Raw genomic sequence first — 19,361 nt, 5'->3', positions numbered from 1 at the left:
CCCGTATAAACGGGTTTCATTTTTTAATTTTTATCTTCTAATAAGGGAACAAATCTAAATTCTCCAAACTCATGTTTTTCAAATTGAGTTTCATTTTTTCTTATCAATAATGTCATAATCTGAACATCTTCTCCTAACGGAATCACCAATCTTCCTCCTATTTTTAATTGCGCCATTAAAGGCTGCGGAATAAACGGTGCACCTGCTGTAACTATAATGCTGTCAAATGGAGCAAAATTTGGCAATCCTTTGTAACCATCGCCAAAAGTAACATGCTTTGGACGGATATTTAATTTCGGAAAAAGATTAGAAGTCGTTTTAAACAATTCATTTTGTCTTTCAATCGTGTACACTTTTGCACCTAGCATAAATAAAACAGCCGTCTGATAACCAGAACCTGTTCCAATTTCTAAAACTTTATGATCTTTCTTAACTTCAAGCAATTGCGACTGAAAAGCAACAGTATAAGGTTGCGAAATAGTCTGCCCTGCTCCAATTGGGAAAGCTTTGTCCTGATAAGCGAAATCTTCAAAACTTGAATTTAAAAATAGGTGTCTTGGGATTTTTTTTATCGCTTCTAGAACAGCTCTATCAGTAATTCCTTTTTGTTCTAAAGTGCTTACTAATTGATTACGAAGTCCTTGATGTTTGGCTGTATCTTTCAAAATGGGTAGGTTTTATTTTCGCAAAAATAAGAAACAAAACAGGATTTCAAATATTGATTTTTAAATAAATAACGTTATGAGTTATGAGTTATGAGTTATGAGTTATGAGTTATGAGTTATGAGTTAGAAGTTATGGATTAGAAGTTATGTACACGCAGATCTTAGAAATCGAAACCCATATCCATAACTCACAACCTTTAACCTTTAACCTCTAACCCTTAACCCACAATCCATAACCCACAACTCATAACTCACAATCCAAAACCCACAACCCACAACCCACAACCCACAACCCACAACCCATAACCCATAACCCATAACCCATAACCCATAACCCATAACTCATAACTCATAACTCATAACTCATAACTCATAACTCATAACTTCTAACTCACAATTACCAAAATTCATTTTCACTTTCAACAAATAAATTATATTTTTGTTTAAAATACATTCTCATGTTAAAAGTAGGAGTTTTAGGTGCTGGTCATCTTGGTAAAATACATTTACGCTTATTACAGCAATCTGACCAATACGAATTAGTTGGATTTTACGACGAAAATCAAGAAAATGCCGAAAGAATCTCAAAAGAGTTTGGCTATAAAAACTTCAGCACAATTGCAAAACTCATTCACGCTGTCGACGTGATTGACATTGTAACTCCAACACTTTCGCACTACAAATGTGCTAAAGTTGCCATCAAATCAGGAAAACATATCTTTATAGAAAAACCAATTGCCAACACTATAGAAGAAGCCGAAGAAATTATCGCTTTAGCTAAAGAATACAATGTAAAAGGGCAAGTTGGTCACGTAGAGCGTTTTAACCCTGCTTTTATTGCTACAAAAAACATGATCGAAAATCCGATGTTTATAGAAACGCATCGTTTGGCTGAATTTAACCCGCGTGGTACAGACGTTCCTGTGGTTTTAGATTTAATGATTCATGATATCGATGCAATTTTGAGTGTTGTAAATTCAAAAGTGAAAGACATTCACGCAAGTGGCGTTTCTGTAATTAGTGATACACCAGATATTGCGAATGCTAGAATCGAATTTGAAAATGGCTGCGTTGCTAACTTAACTGCAAGCAGAATTTCGTTAAAAAATATGCGTAAATCACGTTTCTTTCAAAAAGACGCCTACATTTCTGTCGACTTTTTAGAAAAGAAATGCGAAGTGGTTAGAATGAAAGATGCGCCAGAAGTTCCTGGAGATTTTGATATGATTCTTCAAAATGCTGAAGGTGTAAAAAAACAAATCTATTTCACAAACCCAGATGTTGAAGCAAACAATGCCATTTTGGACGAATTAGAGTCTTTTGCAAATGCAATTAATACCGATACAACTCCTGTAGTAACATTGGAACAAGCTACAGATGCTTTAAGAGTGGCGTATCAAATTATTGATTGTTTCAACAAATAATAAAATTTCAAAAAAATAAAATAGCCACGAATTCACAAATTAATCGGTGAACTCGTGGCTAAATCATAAAATATAATTTCAAGATATACTATGAAAACAATAGCTGTAATTGGAGCAGGAACAATGGGGAACGGAATTGCACATACTTTTGCGCAAAGCGGATTTACCGTTAAATTAATCGACGTTTCTGAAAAATCATTAGACAAAGGAATGGCAACTATTGCGGCTAACTTAGACCGTATGCTGTCTAAAGGAACGATTACTCAAGAAGATGTAGCCAAAACAATCACCAATATTATCACGTATACAGATCTAAAAGATGGTGTTGTAGGCGTTGATTTAGTTGTAGAAGCGGCAACTGAAAATGTGGAATTAAAACTGAACATCTTCAAGCAATTAAACGAATATTGTTCTCACAATACCATTTTAGCGACGAATACTTCTTCTATTTCTATTACACAAATTGGAGCAGTTGTGGCACATCCTGAGCGTGTTATCGGAATGCACTTTATGAATCCAGTGCCGATTATGAAATTAGTTGAAATCATTCGCGGATACAATACAAGCGATGAAGTCACTAAAATTATCATGTCTTTATCTGAAAAATTAGGTAAAGTTCCAGTTGAAGTAAACGATTATCCAGGTTTTGTGGCAAACAGAATTTTAATGCCAATGCTAAACGAGGCAATTGAAACTTTATACAATGGAGTTGCTGGAGTTTACGAAATTGATACGGTTATGAAATTAGGAATGGGACACCCAATGGGACCACTTCAATTAGCAGATTTTATTGGACTTGACGTTTGTCTTGCTATTCTTAATGTAATGTACGATGGATTTAAAAACCCAAAATATGCTCCTTGCCCACTTTTGGTAAATATGGTTCGCGCCGGAAAATTAGGAGTGAAATCTGGTGAAGGTTTTTATGATTACAGCGAAAGTAAAAAAGCAGAGAAAATCTCTAAACAGTTTTTATAAAAAAGAAAAATCATGTCGATTCAATCGAATTTAAATACAATCAAAGCAACCTTACCTGAATACGTAACTCTAGTTGCAGTTTCAAAAACAAAACCTGTTTCAGACTTGATGCAGGCTTATGAAGCAGGTCAGCGTATTTTTGGAGAAAACAAAATTCAGGAAATGACTGAAAAATGGGAACAAATGCCAAAAGACATTCAATGGCATATGATTGGTCATGTTCAGTCTAATAAAGTCAAATTTATGGCGCCTTACGTGACTTTGATTCACGGCGTTGACAGTTTGAAATTACTACAGGAAATCAATAAGCAAGCTTTAAAAAATAATAGAATTATAGATTGTCTTCTTCAAATTTACATTGCGGGAGAAGAATCTAAATTTGGTTTGGATGAAAAGGAATTAAGCGAACTTTTAACGTCTGTTGAGTTCAGAGAATTGAAAAATATTCGTATCTTAGGTTTGATGGGAATGGCAACTTTCACCGAAGACCAAAACCAAATTAAAAAAGAATTTACACATTTAAAAACGATTTTTGATTCCATCAAAACACTGAAAACTGTTAACTGCGACCTGAACACTATATCAATGGGAATGTCTGGAGATTACCAATTGGCAATTGAATGCGGAAGCACAATGGTACGTATTGGAAGCAGCATTTTTGGAGGTCGTTAATTTTCAAAAATACCCATCGTAAGGCGCACTGCGGTTCGCCTCTACAAAAACTGAATACTAAAAACTGAACACCGAATACTGAATTTGTACGCGATATTAGACATAGAAACCACTGGGGGACAATTTAATGAAGAAGGAATTACCGAAATCGCTATCTACAAATTTGATGGTCATGAAGTAGTTGACCAATTCATTAGCCTTGTCAATCCCGAAATTCCGATTCAACCGTTTGTGGTAAAACTGACTGGAATTAATAATGCTATGTTACAGTCGGCACCAAAATTTTATGAAGTTGCCAAACGAATTATCGAAATTACCTCAGACTGTGTTATTGTAGCTCACAACGCATCTTTTGACTACAGAATCCTTCGCACCGAATTTAGACGTTTAGGCTACGATTTCGAAGCCAGAACCCTTTGTACGGTAGAATTAGCCAAAAAACTAATTCCAGAACAGCCGTCTTACAGTTTAGGAAAATTGGTACGAGCACTCGGAATTCCGATGGCAGACAGACATCGTGCCAGCGGAGACGCCATGGCAACTACAAAACTTTTTAAAATGCTTCTGGAAAAAGACACCGAGAAAACAATCGTAAAAGATTTTATAAAACTCGAAGTCGAAAAAGGAATTTCTCCAAAATTCTTAGATCTTTTAAGCCAAATGCCAACCAAAACAGGCGTTTATTATATTTATAATGAAGCTGGTACGCTTATTTACATCGGCAAAAGCCAAAACATCAAAAAAAGAGTCAATCAGCATTTTACTGGAGTTACAACCAAAAGCAAACGAATTCAAGCAGAAGTTTTTACGATTACGTACGATGAAACTGGCAGTGAGCTTATTGCGCTTTTAAAAGAAAGTCAAGAAGTAAAAATCAATCGCCCGAGATACAATCGTTCGCAGAAAAAAACGTTCTTTCCATTCGCGTTATATTCCGAAAAAGATGAGAACGGTTACATTAATCTTAAACTCGAAAAAGCTGACGGACGTAAAAAAGAAATTACATCATTTGCATCTTTACAGGAAGCAAAAAATGCCCTTTTTAAATTTACGGCAAAATATCACTTATGCCAAAAACTGACAGGTTTATATCAAACCAAAAACGAGTGCTTTCAATATAAAATTAAAGAATGTGACGGCGCTTGTATAGGCGAAGTAACTCCAGAAGTTTATAATTTAAGAGTACAACAGTTTATCTCTGAAAATAGCTTCGAAAACAGAAGCATGATCTTAATAGACAGAGGCCGTAATATAAACGAACGTAGCGCAATCTTAATAGAAAATGGATTGTATAAAGGATATGCGTATTACGATTTAAACTATCAAATTACGAATATCGATATTCTCAGAAACATTCTGATTCCAATGCAGCACAATCGCGATGTAAAAAACATAATTCAGAATTACATTCGCAAAAGTAAATCATTAAAAATCCTTCATTTCTAACAACTAAAACTTTCATTATCTTTAAGATATGAAAAAGAAAAAATCACAATACGAAATTTTCAGAGAAAAAGTCAAAATCATCCTTTATGGCACCAATACCATTTTAGGAAGAATGTTTGACTTAGTTCTTTTAGGTTTGATCTTATTGAGCGTTCTTTTAATAATGCTCGACACCGTTGAAGGAATCAGTTCTAAATACCACCAACAATTGATTATTTGCGAATGGGTCATCACAGTATTTTTTACCGTTGAATATATATTGCGAGTTATTTCCATTCAAAAACCCGTAAAATATATTTTCAGCTTTTACGGAATCATCGATTTACTGGCCGTTTTACCCATGTATTTGTCTATATTTTTTCCTGGCGCAAGTATTTTATCGATTGTAAGAGCACTTCGTTTTCTCCGATTATTCAAAATTTTGCACATTCCGCAAATTAACCATCAATCTTTACAGCTTAAAGAAGCCATTGACGCGAGTAAAGAAAAAATTCTAGTTTTTATTTACTTCGTCTTAATCAGCACAATAATTATTGGCTCCATAATGTATTTGGTCGAAGGAAAAGAATCAGGATTTACAAGCATTCCAATGGGAATTTATTGGACAATTGTTACCTTGACAACCGTTGGATACGGAGATATTTCTCCTCAAACTCCATTAGGACAATTCATTGCAGCATTTGTTATGATTTTAGGTTACGGAATAATCGCTGTTCCTACAGGAATTGTAACGGCTGAATTTGCCAAAAAGAGCCTAAAAAACAATACGGTAAACAGTAAAAAAACATGCGGAATATGCCAATCTCAAGTTCATTTTGACAACGCAAAATATTGCCATGAATGTGGATCAGAACTGCCAAATAATTAATTTAAGAAGCTAATCCAGCTGTACATTGCAACTCCTCCTTATCTTTGCTGTTTTTTTAAGTCATAAAAAGAGCTTCCTCCGGTCGCTTTTTTATTCCAAAAAAAACACACAAATATAAGTCCGGGGTTTCCATTTCCATCTGGGCTAAAAAAATATGAAATACCTAATTACCATTGTCGGACCAACAGCTATAGGCAAAACAGCCTTGAGCATTGCTTTGGCACAGCATTTCAAGTGTGAAATAATCTCTTGCGACAGCCGTCAGTTTTTTAAAGAAATGACAATTGGGACAGCTGTTCCTAGTCAAGAAGAATTAAACGCCGCCAAACATCATTTCATCCAAAACAAATCCATTTTCGAAAATTATACTGTAGGCGATTACGAAAAAGAAGCGCTTTCAAAACTGGAGGAATTATATCAAAATAATGATTTTGCCATTCTAATTGGCGGATCAGGATTATACGTCGATGCCGTTTTAAAAGGTTTTGACGAATTTCCTGAAATTGCTCCAGAAGTTCGTACGGAAGTCAATTACAAATACGAAAAATTCGGAATTGAATATCTTCAGGAACAATTGAAAAATTTAGACCCAGATTATTATCAAAAAATAACAATTGAAAACCCTCAGACTTTACAAAACCCGCAGCGAATGATGCGTTTTGTAGAAGTTTGTATTGGATCGCAAAAACCGTATTCTTCTTTTTTAAATCTAAAGAAAAACAATCGAAACTTCACTCCTATTTTAATAGGTTTAGATGCAGATCGTGAAGTAATTTACAGCCGAATCAACCAGCGCGTCGACATTATGATGAATATGGGATTGCTGGAAGAAGCAAAAGCACTTTATCCTAACAAAGAGTTAAATGCTTTACAAACGGTCGGTTATAGAGAATTATTTAGTTATTTTGACGGAGAATTCACTTTGCCTTTTGCAATTGAAGAAATCAAAAAAAATACAAGAAGATTTTCAAAAAGACAATTAACGTGGTTCAAACGAAATGAAAACACCAAATGGTTTGATTATTCGATAGATAGAAAAAACATTATAGACTATATAGAAAATCTCACAAAGTAAAATCTTTCTTCTATCTATTTTCTCAAGAAAAATCTAATATCAGAAATCTAAAATTAAAAAATGCCAATATCTCCCAATTTCACATCAGTTTTAAGCAAAGACTGGGAAATCAATTTCACACAATGTACACCAAACGGATATTTAAAATATACCGATTTGTGTAATCTTTTACAGCTTACTGCTGCTGCGCATTCAGAAGTTGGCGGCATCAGCTTTACCGATATGCAGGAATTTGATCAAGCTTGGGTTTTAAGCCGTATGCGTGTAGAAATTACTGCTTTACCAAAATGGCAAGATGTCGTAACGGTAAAAACATGGATTAACAGTCTGGAAAATTCACGTTCTGTACGTGCCCTTGAAATGCATGTAAATGGTAAAAAAATCGTGGGAAGCGAAACCTATTGGGCCGTTTTCAACACAAAAGCACGTCGTCCAGAAGCCTTGGCATTACCTTTTGAACATTTCGAATTATTTCCAGAAAATAGAGCTACAGTTGAAGGTTTTTCTAAAATAAATATTCATTCTGATAAAGAATCCGTTTTTGAAAAAACCGTTTATTTATCAGACTTAGACATTGTAAATCACGCCAATAACGTAAAATATTTGGAATGGTGCCTCGATCACGTTAACCCAAAAAGAATTTTAAAACAGGAAGTAAAAAGTTTTGAAATGAACTTTCTGAAAGAACTTTCTTTAAACGACAAAGTTATCATTCACGAAAGCGATAATGAAGAGCAAACCGAAACTACTTTTACCATTACAAAAGGCGAAAAAACTTGTTTTGCTTTAGAATTACATTGGAAATAACTAAAACGGCTCAACTCCTGCAAGGTTTCCAAAACCTTGTAAGTATACAATTATACGCCACAAACCTACAAGGTTTTAGAAATCTTGCAGGAAATCAAATAGCATCCAAATAACAACAAAAAACGATGCAAAATTGCATCGTTTTTTGTTGCATTAAAATCATTTTGATTTCTTTTTAGAACCTTTCTTATTTTTTTTTAGATTTCTTGTTTTCCAATAAATCTATTTTACTTTTAATTCGCTTTTCAACTTCACTAATTCCAGAATCATAATCGTGCTGCATAGAGCATAATTTTGCCTGCTTAATTTCTTTCAAAGCTTCTTTAAATTTATGCTGCACTTCTAACAGCATTGCTTTCTTAATAAAAATTTCAGCTTTATTTATTCCCTTAACAGTCAGCGCGAAATCAATCAGTTTTTGTGCTTCTTCATAATCTTCATTCAAAATCAGTGTCTGTAAATAATACGGATACACTTCAAGCGCATGAATATTAATCGATAAAGCTTCCTGAAAATAAGATTTTGCTTCCTCATAATTCATTAGCTGTTCTGTCTGAATCCGTCCGTATAAACACAGAATCATGGTGTTTTTTGCATCATAAGAAAAAGCATAATCTAAAGATTCTATTGTTCCTTCCAGCCAATATGGGTAATTATCCAAAGCCTGAAAAAGATATTTATCAATTGTTTTCATTTCGTAAATCGTTTTTTAATTTCTGACGAGTTCCTTTGTAGCTTTTTTCTATTTTATTCTTTTTAAAATCACTTCCTGCAAAAACTCTCACAGGATTTCCGCGCTGTACATTGAGCTGGTTTTCCCATTGCTTTCCTACATGATTTTTAAGCTGAATAAGCTTCTCGTCTTCTAGTTTTTTAATTAATCTTTCTGTTGCCAATTTTTTGTTTTGATGTTGCGAACGGCTATCCATTGCCACAACTGCAATTCCTGTCGGAACATGAGTTGCACGAATTGCCGAACTTACTTTGTTTACGTGCTGTCCGCCTGCACCAGAACTTCTCATAGCTTGATACTGAATATCATTTTCTGAATATCCAGCATTTTTCTGCTGCTCAATTTCAAAAATGCCAATAAACCAGTTTTTACGTTTGTGCATTTTCCGAAATTGGCTTTGGCCAATCCATTGAATGGTTCCAATCCAGGAATTCACAAACTGATCAGTATTTTTACCTTTTACAGCAACTGTAGCCGTTTCAATCGTTCCGTTTTCTTCGCCAGCTTCTCTTTGCAGTAAAACCGTTTCAAGTCCTTGTTCGCGCGCTTCATCCAAAACTTTTTTAAGCACTTGGGCGACTACCCAAGTGCATTCTGCAGGTCCGCGACCCGCTGTTATCTGAATTATTCTTTCCATTTCATTAAAATTTTGAGCAGCTTTTCTCTGTTCTTTGCTGCTTTTACAAATTTTGGCAATCTCGCCACCAAACTTGAAGTGTAATTTGCTTTTGAATTGCGTTCTCTTAAACCAGCACCAATGTATCGCTCCAGATAATCAATATGATCCAGATTGTAAGCCCAAAAAATTTCATTATCAAACTCTTTCTGAAACCAAAGCGGTAAGTTATACCACCATTCTCTCATTAATCCATCGTCTAGTTTTGATCCTTCGGTAATTTCATTAATCTTAGGTTTTCCTTCTTCCTCAAAATTACAATGAGGACATTTTGTTTTATAGACCAAAGGCTTATTTTTGAAAGCCTGCGATTTAAATTCATAAGGTTCCCTGCAATTCATACAATATCTCTTTCCGTAAGCAACATACTTTACAATTGGCTGCTTAGGTTTGGTAAAACAATGTTTACATTCAAAAGACATTACTTTACATTTACCACATTGACAATTTTCTTTAAGTTTTGCTACAATAGAAGCTTTAGAGTCACAGTTTGGACATTTCACCAAAATTTCATCATTAAAACTTCTTAAAAACTTATTTTCATCTTGAAATCTTTCCATAACTTTTCTTTTTAGCGGTCCATTCTAACAATCTTAGGCGTAAAAGTTCCTAAAACTTCCACCAACTCAGTTTGATTTGCCATTACTTTTTCAATATCCTTGTAAGCCATTGGAGCTTCATCAATATTTCCTCCAATCAAAGTTACCTCGTGTTTTTTCAACTCTTTATTTATCAAACTCTGCGTGAAAGTACTTTTACATTTTGCTCTCGAAAACAAACGTCCAGCACCATGCGAAGCCGAGTTTAAACTCTCTGCATTTCCTTTTCCTTTTACAATAAAACCGGGAGCTGTCATCGAACCTGGAATAATCCCCAACTGACCTTCATTGGCTGGTGTTGCTCCTTTTCTATGGACAATACATTCCTGTCCATTAACCATTTCTTTCCAAGCAAAATTGTGATGGTTTTCAATTGTCACTACTACTCTTTTTCCAATCGCTTTAGCAATTCTCCTATGAATATCGTCGTGACAAGCTTTTGCATATTCTCCCGCTAAATTCATAGCCATCCAATATTCCTGACCGTCATGCGTATTTAAATCTAACCAAGCTAAATGTTGCACATTCTTTGGCAACGGACATTGTTTTGTTGCCAAATAGGTATAATGTTTAGCAATATTGGCACCCAATCCGCGTGAACCACTGTGAGACAGAACAGCAAAATATTCGCCTTTTTCCAGTTTCCATTCGTTTTCTGGATTATCAATTTTTGCAATTCCAAATTCTACAAAATGGTTTCCTCCGCCAGAAGTTCCCAATTGCTTATAAGCTTTTGGTAAAAGATTCTTTAACAGCGGAATATCTTGAAATTCACTTTTATAAAAAACTTCATGATCTACTCTATTCGCATGAACTTCATACATTCCAAATTTGGTATTATCTTTTAAAATTGCTTCCAGCTGATGTTCTCTACCTTTAAAATGAGAAGCTGGTAAATCAAAAATTGAAAGGCTCATTCGGCAACCAATATCAACTCCAACTCCATACGGGATCACCGCATTCTCAGTCGCTAACACACCGCCAATTGGAAGTCCGTAACCCGAATGCGCGTCGGGCATTAAAGCTCCTGCAACTGAAATAGGCAGTTTCAAAGAATCATACAATTGAAATTTTGCCTGCTGATCAATTTCGTTTTCACCAAAAATGGTAAAAGGTGCTCTAGTATTATTCAGCTGATGCATTCTTACCTGAACTGGTTTTATCAAACCTTCTGCTACTTTGCCCCAAGTTCCGTTTCCTTCGTATTTTTCAGGATTTAGAAGAACGTCTTTTGCTTCTGTTAGAATAGATTCTTTTTTCTCTCTTTTTCTATATCTATTTATTTGCCCTAAGGCTATATTTATTGAATTGTTCTTTGGAAAACCCAATTTAATCAGGTCTTTTCCAGACAATTTATTTCCCATGATTTTTTTTATAATTCATTTGGGCGTACTAATGAATTCTAAAACTAATGTGTTTAGAATGAAACATTAGTGCGCAATATCTTTTATCCGTTTTGGATAAATTATTAGATCTTTTTCGGGAAAATTTTGAAGAGTCTAGAATAAAAAAAAAAGCCCGAAACTTAATGTCTTCGGGCTTTTTTATATATCTAAAAATGTATTTCTAAGATTGAAATAAGCCACGAAGAATTGCTTCACCAAATCCGTTTGGTGTAAAGCTCTGAGATGTCGATGTAAGTACAAACACTATTTCTTCGTTTTAAAGGGTTATTATTTTTTTCGTCTGCAAATATTCATAATACTTTTTTAATTTTCCAAATTTATTTTAAGAAAATCATTGTAAAAAGGTTATAAGTTGCAAAGGGGCAAAGGCGCAAAGGCACAAAGTTTAACCTCTTTGCGTCTTTGTCTCTTTGTGTCTTTGTCCCTAAATAAAAAAAAGCCCTGATTTCTCAGAGCTTATATATTTTTGGGTGAATTATTATTATTCAGAAACTTTGCTTTTAATCACTAACCTGAAACCTTCTCCGTGAATATTTAAGATTTCAACGTCTTCATCTGCTTTTAGATATTTTCTCAATTTAGCGATGTAAACGTCCATACTTCTTGATGTAAAGTAGTTGTCGTCTCTCCAGATTTTAGTTAACGCTAATTCTCTCGGCATTAAATCATTTTCATGAAGAATAAGCATTTTAAGCAACTCATTTTCTTTTGGAGACAATTTAATTGGCTCTTCATCTTGGAAAGTCAAGAATCTTAATTTTGAATTTAAATGGAATTTACCAATATTAAACTCAAACTGCACTTGTTCTGCTTTTGTATCAGCTGATTTTCTTTGAATGATTGCTTTAATTTTCATCAAAAGAACTTCAGAATCAAAAGGTTTATTTAAATAATCATCTGCACCAGCTTTGTATCCTTTTAACACATCTTCTTTCATAGATTTTGCTGTTAAAAAGATAATTGGCACTTCACTGTTCTTCTCTCTAATTTCTTTGGCTAATGTGTAACCATCTTTATAAGGCATCATTACATCAAGAATACATAAATCATATACATCTTTCTTGAATTTTTCGAAACCTTCCATACCGTTTTTAGCTAAAGTAACTTCAAAGTCATTTAACATTAGATAATCTTTAAGAACTGCCCCAAAATTTAGGTCATCTTCTACTAAAAGTATTCTTTTGTTATTATTTTCCATATTTTAATTTATTAATGGTATTTTTATTATAAAGGTGCTACCCTTCCCTTTTTCGCTTTCTACATATACTTGACCATTGTGATCCTCTACTATTCTTTTTACGTATGCAAGCCCTAAACCATGTCCTTTTACATTATGAAGATCTCCTGTATGTTCTCTATAAAATTTCTCAAATACTCGTTTTTGAGCTATCTTACTCATTCCCAAACCATGATCTCTTACTTTAATCAAAATCATATCCTTAATATTTTCAGTAAAGATTTCGATCTCTGGTGCATCTGGAGAATATTTAATGGCATTTTCCAAAATATTTACCAGTACGTTTGTAAAGTGAACTTCGTTTATCAAACAGGTAGTTCTTGCTGCGTTATAATGCTTTACTACAGTACCTTTTCTGTCTTCTAAGATAAGATTCACATGCTCAATAGCATCGTCAATTATATCTGTAATTACAGTTGGTTCTTTTGTAATATCAAGCTCTCGTTTTTCTAATTTTGAAATACGCAATACGTTTTCAACCTGAGCGTGCATTCTTTTATTTTCGTCTCTTATCATTTGAAGATAACGATAAACCTTTTCTTTATCTTCAATAACTTTTGGACTCCTTATAGCATCTAGTGCTAAATTTATTGTTGCAATTGGAGTTTTAAACTCATGCGTCATATTATTAATAAAATCCGTCTTGATTTCAGAAATATGCTTCTGACGCAATAATTGGTTTAACGCACTCGTATAGGCAACTATAATAATTAATGTAAATACTATTGATAAAATAGTAATACTTAATAGTTCAGATAATAAGAATTTCTTTTTGTGAGGGAAAGTAACTGATAATTCATATTTACTATTTCCTTCATTATCTGTATAAATTGGAATATCATATGTAGATTCTTTATCAAAATGAAATCCATCCGATTTAATCTTCGTTGGAACGCCACTACTGTATATTCCGAATTCAAATTTTGTTTTAACGCCGTATTCTTCCAGCTCTTTTTTTAATAATTTATAAAGCTTATCTTTTGTAATCCTCCCTTCAATTGGAGTTAAAGAAGCAATATCTTTATATTGAATCTGCTGCTGAACTTTATTTAAAATATCTAAACTTCCTGATTTTTCAAATCTTTGATCCGGAATAATACTTTGTCCCAAATTATTATTGTCAATTCCGCCATTGTTATTATAAACTTCCGTTATCCTTTTTGAACTAAAGCTTTTAAAACGTTCGCTACTGAATTTTTTATTAAAAACTGAGCCATCAATATCGTAATCTTCTGATGTCAATGTATTTGAATAAACGATTGTTTTATTCGTTTTGGTGTTACGCTGCACATAAAGTACTTCTAGTAAATCTTCTTTTTTTGGAATTTTACCCGTACTGTCTTTAATACGGTTGTATTTGTCGTAGAAACTGTACTCTTCTTGCTGTTCCAGTTTATCTGCAACATTTCCAATTACTTGAGTAACGTGGTATTTAAATTGTTCTTCATTATTTTTGAACGAAGAATTGAACCAAAATACTTGAACTAGAATTATCCCGATTAAGGACAGACTCATCAATAAAACAAGTATTCTAAAAAATAATTTATTCATCGAAACAAAATTAATATTTTAACAATATACTAAATAATACATTAACCAAATATTAACATTTAAGACTGTTTTTGTTTTATATTTAAAATTTTAAGAATTTCAACAACTTCTTCTTTAGCTTTTTTAAGATTATTGTTATTAATCACGAAATTGCTGTTAGAAATTCGTTTTTCGTCATTCCACTGCATTTTCATTCTACTTAAAACCTGTTCACGGTTAGTTTTATCTCGTTTTATAACCCTTTCAATTCTCACTTCTTCTGGTGCTGTAACGGTTATAATTACATCACAATCTTTATATCGGCCACTTTCAAATAAAATTGCAGCTTCATAAATTACGTAATCATGATTTTCGTGCTTTTTTATCCATTCTTCAAAATCTAATTTGACTACTGGATGAACAATTGCATTTAATTTGGCCAATTGCCCTTTATCATTAAATACAACACTTGCTAACTTGGCACGATTTAAAACCTCTCCGTCAAAAATATTTTCCCCAAACTCATATCTTACCTGTTCTAAAATGGATGCCGATTGCATTACTCTTTTGGCTCCGTCATCTGCTATGTAAACAGGAACCCCCATTTCTTCAAAATAATTTGCAATAGTTGTTTTTCCACTGCCAATTCCTCCTGTAAGACCAATAACCTTTGTCATTCTTATAATTTAAAAAACATACGCGGAAAAGCTTCCTGTGGTTTTTTCTTTAATAAAATCACTTTTATATATGATTTTAAAAAACCGGTTCCGTAACCATAAAACTGTTTCCACACTGCTATTACAGACAGATACCCAATCTTAATACTTTTATTTTGAATACTGGCTGTAAGAAAAATTATAACGAAATATACGAAATATAATTGTAATAAAATATCAATATTGAAAATTAACAATAAAAAAGCTAATAATAATCCGAGTATAAACAGTGTAGGAAAGAAAAAAGTTAGCTTATTATGTTCTGGATACCAACTATTTAAAATAGGACGAGCAATACCAAATTTATTTACTTGAGTAGAGAATTTTTCCCAGTCAATTCTTCTTTTATGGTATACATAAGCCTCTTTAAACAGCCTTGTTTCAAAACCTAAATTCCATAAACGGATCGATAAATCTGGATCTTCTCCAGGATGTATGTTTCCAAAACCTTTTGAAGCCTCAAAAGCTTTTCTAGAAATACCCATATTAAAACTACGGGGCTGAAATTTGTTTATCTTCTCAGAACCGCCTCTAATTCCGCCTGTAGTCAAGAAAGAAGTCATGGCAAAATTGATTGCTTTTTGAATATCAGAAAAACTGTCTAAAGCTTTATCTGGCCCTCCAAAACAGTCAACGTATTTTTCATCTAATTCTTTACGAACTTCGGTCAGATATTGCGACGGAATAATACAATCTGAGTCAAAAATGATAAAGTAATCACCTCTAGCATGCTGCATTCCGTAATTTCTAGAATCTCCAGGACCTGAATTTTCTTTAAAATAATATGATATGTTTAATTTTCCTTGATAATTCATCACCACATCTCGGCATGGAACAGAAGATCCATCTTCGACAAGAACAATTTCAAAGGCTTCATTATAATCAGATTTTGAGAGACTTTCCAAAAGCTCATCAACTTCATCTGGACGATTATACACGGGTATAATTAAAGAAAAAATCATAGCAGAATATGCGTATTAAAGGGTATATTTTTATCGTTTCAAAATTTTAACAAAGATATGGTATATTAACAAAAAAACCATCAACTTTTAGCTGATGGTTTTTCGTTTTACTAAGTAAAATAGTATTATTTGATACTTTCTATAGTAACAACTTCGTTAGTATCTGCATTGTAATCAACACCAGGAACTTCGAATCCGAATAAATTTAAGAAATCGCTTCTATAACCTGCTAAATCACCAATTTCTGGCAATGTTTCAGTTGTAGCTTCCAACCAAAGTTTTGCTACTTTTTCCTGAACATCGTCACGCATTTCCCAGTCATCAATTCTGATTCTTCCTTTTTCGTCAACAGGAACTTCAGAACCATTGTATAATCTATCTTGGAACAAACGCTGGATTTGCTCGATACATCCTTCGTGAATACCTTCTTCTTTCATGATTTTGTATAAAAGAGAAATATATAACGGAATTACCGGAATTGCAGAACTTGCCTGAGTTACCAAAGCTTTGTTTACAGAAACATATGCTTTTCCTCCTAAAGATTCTAAACTATCTGAAATTGTAAAAGCTGTAGCCTCTAAATGATCTTTTGCGCGGCCAATAGTTCCTTTACGGTAAACAGCCTCAGTCAATGATGGCCCGATATAAGAATAAGCAACTGTTGTAGCGCCTTCAGCTAATAAATTTTCATTTTTTAAAGCCTCGATCCACATTGCCCAGTCTTCACCTCCCATAACCGCTACAGTGTTTTCAATATCTTCCTCATTTGCAGGAGCGATAGAAACATCTGAAACTTTACCTGTATGGAAATCAACTGTTTTATTGGTAAAAGTTTGTCCGATCGGTTTTAAAACTGAACGATGCGTAACACCTGTATTTGGATTTGTACGTACTGGAGAAGCTAAACTATAAATGATAAGATCTACCTGACCTAAATCTGCTTTAATCAATTCTAGAGTTTCTCTTTTAATTTCGTTTGAAAATGCATCACCATTGATACTTTTTGCATATAAACCTGCTTTATGAGCCTCTTTTTCGAATGCTGCAGAATTATACCATCCTGGAGAAGCTGTTTTTCCTTCAACTGGCGGTTTTTCAAAAAAGACTCCAATTGTTGATGCACCAGAACCAAAAGCACTAGTAATTCTTGAAGCTAATCCGAAACCTGTAGAAGCACCAATAACTAAAACTTTTTTAGCACCAGCGATTTCGCCTTTAGATTTTACGTATTCGATTTGATTTTTTACATTTTGCTCAGCTCCCGTTGGGTGGGCAGTCAAGCAAATAAATCCTCTCATTCTAGGTTCTATAATCATCTTGCAATTTATTTTTTTTGTATTATTTCAATTTCAGTTTTAATTTTTCAAAAATAGACATTTTATCCTTAACCCTTTTCATATTAGCCTTCATATTGTCAATAAAATTTGGGTTTAATGCATTTTTCATCGCGTCTTTATAATAGCTATAAGCAGCTGAATATTGATTCTCATACTCTGCCATTCTTCCTAATTCACTGTTATAAGTAGAGTTATCTGCATTTTCTAAATTTTCTAACGTAAATTTAATATGCTCTTTTGCCTCTGCATATCTTCCAATATCAATTAGCAAATACGTATAATTTAAATAGGGTGCAGAATATTTTGGATCGAATTTCATTGCCAATTTATAATGATAAACTCCTTTATCATAATCATTCAGTTTATTATAATAAATCCAACCCAAATGATTGTGCGCTTTTCCAAAATCTGGATACTGCGACAGGATTTCTTCAAGAAGCTCTTTTGCATCTGCTGAATTTCCTTCAGAAATTAATGAATCTGCTTTTATAAATTGATTTTCGTAAAAACTCAAACTTTCCATTTCTCTTTTTTAATTCAATAATTGTTTTGCGTGATTTAAAGCGGAGTCAGAAATATTTGCTCCTGATAGCATCTGAGCAATTTCTATAATTCGGTCTTCTTGTGATAGAAGTTTCAACTCAGACAATGTATCATTTCCAACTGTGGCTTTTGAAACTTTAAAATGCGAATCTCCTTTTGCTGCAATCTGTGGTAAATGCGTAATGGCAAATATCTGCATTGTTGTACTCATTTCTTTCATAATCTCTCCCATTCTAATGGCGATTTCTCCAGAAACTCCAGTATCAATTTCATCAAAAATTAAAGTTGGCAGTTTTGAATATTTAGCTAAAATCGCTTTTACAGCTAGCATAATACGAGACATTTCACCGCCTGAGGCTACTTTTTTCAACAAGCCAAAATCGGTTCCTTTATTTGCAGAAAACAAAAATTGCAATTCGTCTTTTCCGTTTTGAAAATACGTTTCAGATGGCAATAATTCCATATTAAAACGAGCATTTGGCATTCCTAATGTTTCTAAAATTGAAACCAATTGTTCTGACAATTTCGGAATTGCATTTACTCTATTCTGATGAATTTTTGATGCGTAAGTATCTAATTCTACCGCTTTTTCTTCGATAATTGTAGACAAAAAAGCAATTTCTTCATCCATATTGTCCAACTCCAATAAAGAATTTCCTAAATCTGCCTGAATCTGAATCAATTCATCAACAGAACTCACCTGATGCTTTTTCTGCAAATTATAAATCGACTGCAATTTCTGATTTATCAATTCTAATTGCGTAGGATCATTCAATAATTTTTCTGAAGAGTTTTCTAATTCTTTCGAAACATCATCAAATTCAATAGTTAGACTAGTAATTCTCTCAAATAAATTTTGGTATTCTGAAGCAAAAGGAGCTACTTTTTGCAATGCATTTTTAATTTCGTTCAAATTATGAAAAACACCAAACTGTTCTTCATTTGCAATTGCTAAAGATTTATCTAAAGATTCTTTAATGATCTCAACATTATTCAGCTTTTCATAATCTGCTTCTAATTCTTCTTGCTCTCCCGATTTTAATTGAGCAGCAACCAATTCATTCAATAAAAAAGTATGATATTCCTGCTCTTTTCCAGCATCGCTTTGTTTTTTAAGCAACGCGTTTAACTTAGATTTATCTGATTTATACGATTTTAGCAGTTTTTGATATTCAGCAATTATATCTGTATTGCCTGCTATGGCATCTATAATTTTAAACTGAACATTTTCATCTGATAATTCCTGAGTTTGCTGCTGCGAATGGATATCGATCAAATACAAACTCAAATCTTGCAGTTCCTGAAGATTAACGGGACTGTCATTTATAAAAGCACGAGATTTACCAGAAGGCAAAATTTCTCTTCTAATAATAGTTTCATCTTCATAATCCAGATCATTCGCTTCAAAAAAATCCTTTAAATTGTATTTTCCAATCTCAAATTGCGCTTCAATTACGCATTTTTCTTCTTTATTTTTTAACGAAGTAAGATCTGCTCTTTTACCTAGAACAAGACCAATAGCTCCTAAAATAATCGATTTTCCTGCACCTGTCTCACCTGTAATTATAGAAAAACCTTTAGAAAAATCTATGGCTAGTTTTTCAATAAGAGCATAATTTTTAATTGACAATGATGTAATCATAGAGCAGTTTTGTAAAAATGTAAGTTAACTAAGATTATAAAAAAA

General features: G+C 33.3%; 19 protein-coding genes. 7 read left to right on the top strand and 12 right to left on the bottom strand.

Annotated elements, in window-relative coordinates; genetic code table 11:
• Positions 1-23: 23 nt before the first annotated feature.
• Positions 24-665: a protein-L-isoaspartate(D-aspartate) O-methyltransferase gene (locus tag EG814_RS15995; protein WP_125722903.1), complete on the bottom strand. Its 642-nt coding sequence runs from the start codon at positions 663-665 to the stop codon at positions 24-26.
• 458 nt (positions 666-1,123) lie between these two features.
• On the opposite strand from EG814_RS15995, the gene EG814_RS15990 reads away from it, so the two are divergent.
• The 7 genes from EG814_RS15990 (at position 1,124) to EG814_RS15960 (ending at position 7,935) form a co-directional block, all read left to right on the top strand.
• A complete protein-coding gene (locus EG814_RS15990; RefSeq protein ID WP_125722902.1) occupies positions 1,124-2,089 on the top strand; it encodes a Gfo/Idh/MocA family protein in 966 nt (321 codons plus the stop codon).
• 90 nt (positions 2,090-2,179) lie between these two features.
• Positions 2,180-3,067, top strand: a complete 888-nt coding sequence (locus EG814_RS15985; RefSeq protein ID WP_125722901.1) for a 3-hydroxyacyl-CoA dehydrogenase family protein — start codon at positions 2,180-2,182, stop codon at positions 3,065-3,067.
• A gap of 12 nt (positions 3,068-3,079) precedes the next feature.
• Positions 3,080-3,739 (top strand): YggS family pyridoxal phosphate-dependent enzyme, encoded by a 660-nt coding sequence (locus tag EG814_RS15980; RefSeq protein ID WP_125722900.1) that lies wholly within the window; start codon positions 3,080-3,082, stop codon positions 3,737-3,739.
• 84 nt (positions 3,740-3,823) lie between these two features.
• Positions 3,824-5,185: an exonuclease domain-containing protein gene (locus EG814_RS15975; protein ID WP_125722899.1), complete on the top strand. Its 1,362-nt coding sequence runs from the start codon at positions 3,824-3,826 to the stop codon at positions 5,183-5,185.
• A gap of 28 nt (positions 5,186-5,213) precedes the next feature.
• Positions 5,214-6,053 carry an ion transporter gene (locus tag EG814_RS15970; RefSeq protein ID WP_125722898.1) on the top strand — a complete coding sequence of 280 codons (840 nt, stop codon included), beginning with the start codon at positions 5,214-5,216 and terminating at the stop codon, positions 6,051-6,053.
• A gap of 154 nt (positions 6,054-6,207) precedes the next feature.
• Positions 6,208-7,128 carry a tRNA (adenosine(37)-N6)-dimethylallyltransferase MiaA gene (gene miaA / locus EG814_RS15965; RefSeq protein WP_125722897.1) on the top strand — a complete coding sequence of 307 codons (921 nt, stop codon included), beginning with the start codon at positions 6,208-6,210 and terminating at the stop codon, positions 7,126-7,128.
• A gap of 60 nt (positions 7,129-7,188) precedes the next feature.
• Positions 7,189-7,935 carry an acyl-[acyl-carrier-protein] thioesterase gene (locus tag EG814_RS15960; RefSeq protein ID WP_125722896.1) on the top strand — a complete coding sequence of 249 codons (747 nt, stop codon included), beginning with the start codon at positions 7,189-7,191 and terminating at the stop codon, positions 7,933-7,935.
• A 187-nt stretch (positions 7,936-8,122) separates the two neighbouring features.
• Here EG814_RS15960 and EG814_RS15955 read toward each other — a convergent pair whose 3' ends face one another.
• From EG814_RS15955 to recN, 11 genes are all read right to left on the bottom strand, one after another.
• Positions 8,123-8,629: a hypothetical protein gene (locus EG814_RS15955; RefSeq protein WP_125722895.1), complete on the bottom strand. Its 507-nt coding sequence runs from the start codon at positions 8,627-8,629 to the stop codon at positions 8,123-8,125.
• A complete protein-coding gene (gene prfH, locus EG814_RS15950) occupies positions 8,616-9,305 on the bottom strand; it encodes a peptide chain release factor H (RefSeq protein WP_125722894.1) in 690 nt (229 codons plus the stop codon). Before prfH ends, EG814_RS15955 begins: the two co-directional genes overlap by 14 nt.
• The gene (locus EG814_RS15945) at positions 9,293-9,904 is read right to left on the bottom strand and encodes a hypothetical protein (protein WP_125722893.1); all 612 of its coding nucleotides are present in this window, start codon (positions 9,902-9,904) and stop codon (positions 9,293-9,295) included. The genes prfH and EG814_RS15945 overlap by 13 nt, the downstream gene beginning before the upstream one ends.
• An 11-nt stretch (positions 9,905-9,915) precedes the next feature.
• Positions 9,916-11,307 (bottom strand): RtcB family protein, encoded by a 1,392-nt coding sequence (locus EG814_RS15940; protein ID WP_125722892.1) that lies wholly within the window; start codon positions 11,305-11,307, stop codon positions 9,916-9,918.
• 523 nt (positions 11,308-11,830) lie between these two features.
• Entirely contained in the window at positions 11,831-12,547 is a 717-nt protein-coding gene (locus EG814_RS15935; protein WP_125722891.1) for a response regulator transcription factor, read from the bottom strand.
• A gap of 3 nt (positions 12,548-12,550) precedes the next feature.
• The gene (locus EG814_RS15930; RefSeq protein WP_125722890.1) at positions 12,551-14,137 is read right to left on the bottom strand and encodes a sensor histidine kinase; all 1,587 of its coding nucleotides are present in this window, start codon (positions 14,135-14,137) and stop codon (positions 12,551-12,553) included.
• A 59-nt stretch (positions 14,138-14,196) separates the two neighbouring features.
• Complete coding sequence (gene coaE / locus EG814_RS15925) at positions 14,197-14,793, bottom strand: dephospho-CoA kinase (protein ID WP_125722889.1); 597 nt, start codon at positions 14,791-14,793, stop codon at positions 14,197-14,199.
• Positions 14,794-14,795: 2 nt separating this feature from the next.
• Positions 14,796-15,794 carry a glycosyltransferase gene (locus tag EG814_RS15920; protein WP_125722888.1) on the bottom strand — a complete coding sequence of 333 codons (999 nt, stop codon included), beginning with the start codon at positions 15,792-15,794 and terminating at the stop codon, positions 14,796-14,798.
• Positions 15,795-15,919: 125 nt separating this feature from the next.
• Positions 15,920-17,110 (bottom strand): enoyl-ACP reductase FabV, encoded by a 1,191-nt coding sequence (fabV, locus tag EG814_RS15915; protein WP_125722887.1) that lies wholly within the window; start codon positions 17,108-17,110, stop codon positions 15,920-15,922.
• 22 nt (positions 17,111-17,132) lie between these two features.
• On the bottom strand, positions 17,133-17,654 hold the full coding sequence (locus EG814_RS15910) for a tetratricopeptide repeat protein (protein WP_125722886.1): 522 nt from the start codon (positions 17,652-17,654) through the stop codon (positions 17,133-17,135).
• Positions 17,655-17,663: 9 nt separating this feature from the next.
• Entirely contained in the window at positions 17,664-19,316 is a 1,653-nt protein-coding gene (gene recN / locus EG814_RS15905; RefSeq protein WP_125722885.1) for a DNA repair protein RecN, read from the bottom strand.
• Positions 19,317-19,361: the final 45 nt, after the last annotated feature.

Source organism: Flavobacterium ustbae, from assembly GCF_003946915.1.
GTDB lineage: Bacteria > Bacteroidota > Bacteroidia > Flavobacteriales > Flavobacteriaceae > Flavobacterium > Flavobacterium ustbae.
This window is presented reverse-complemented; position numbering and strand designations above follow the sequence as displayed.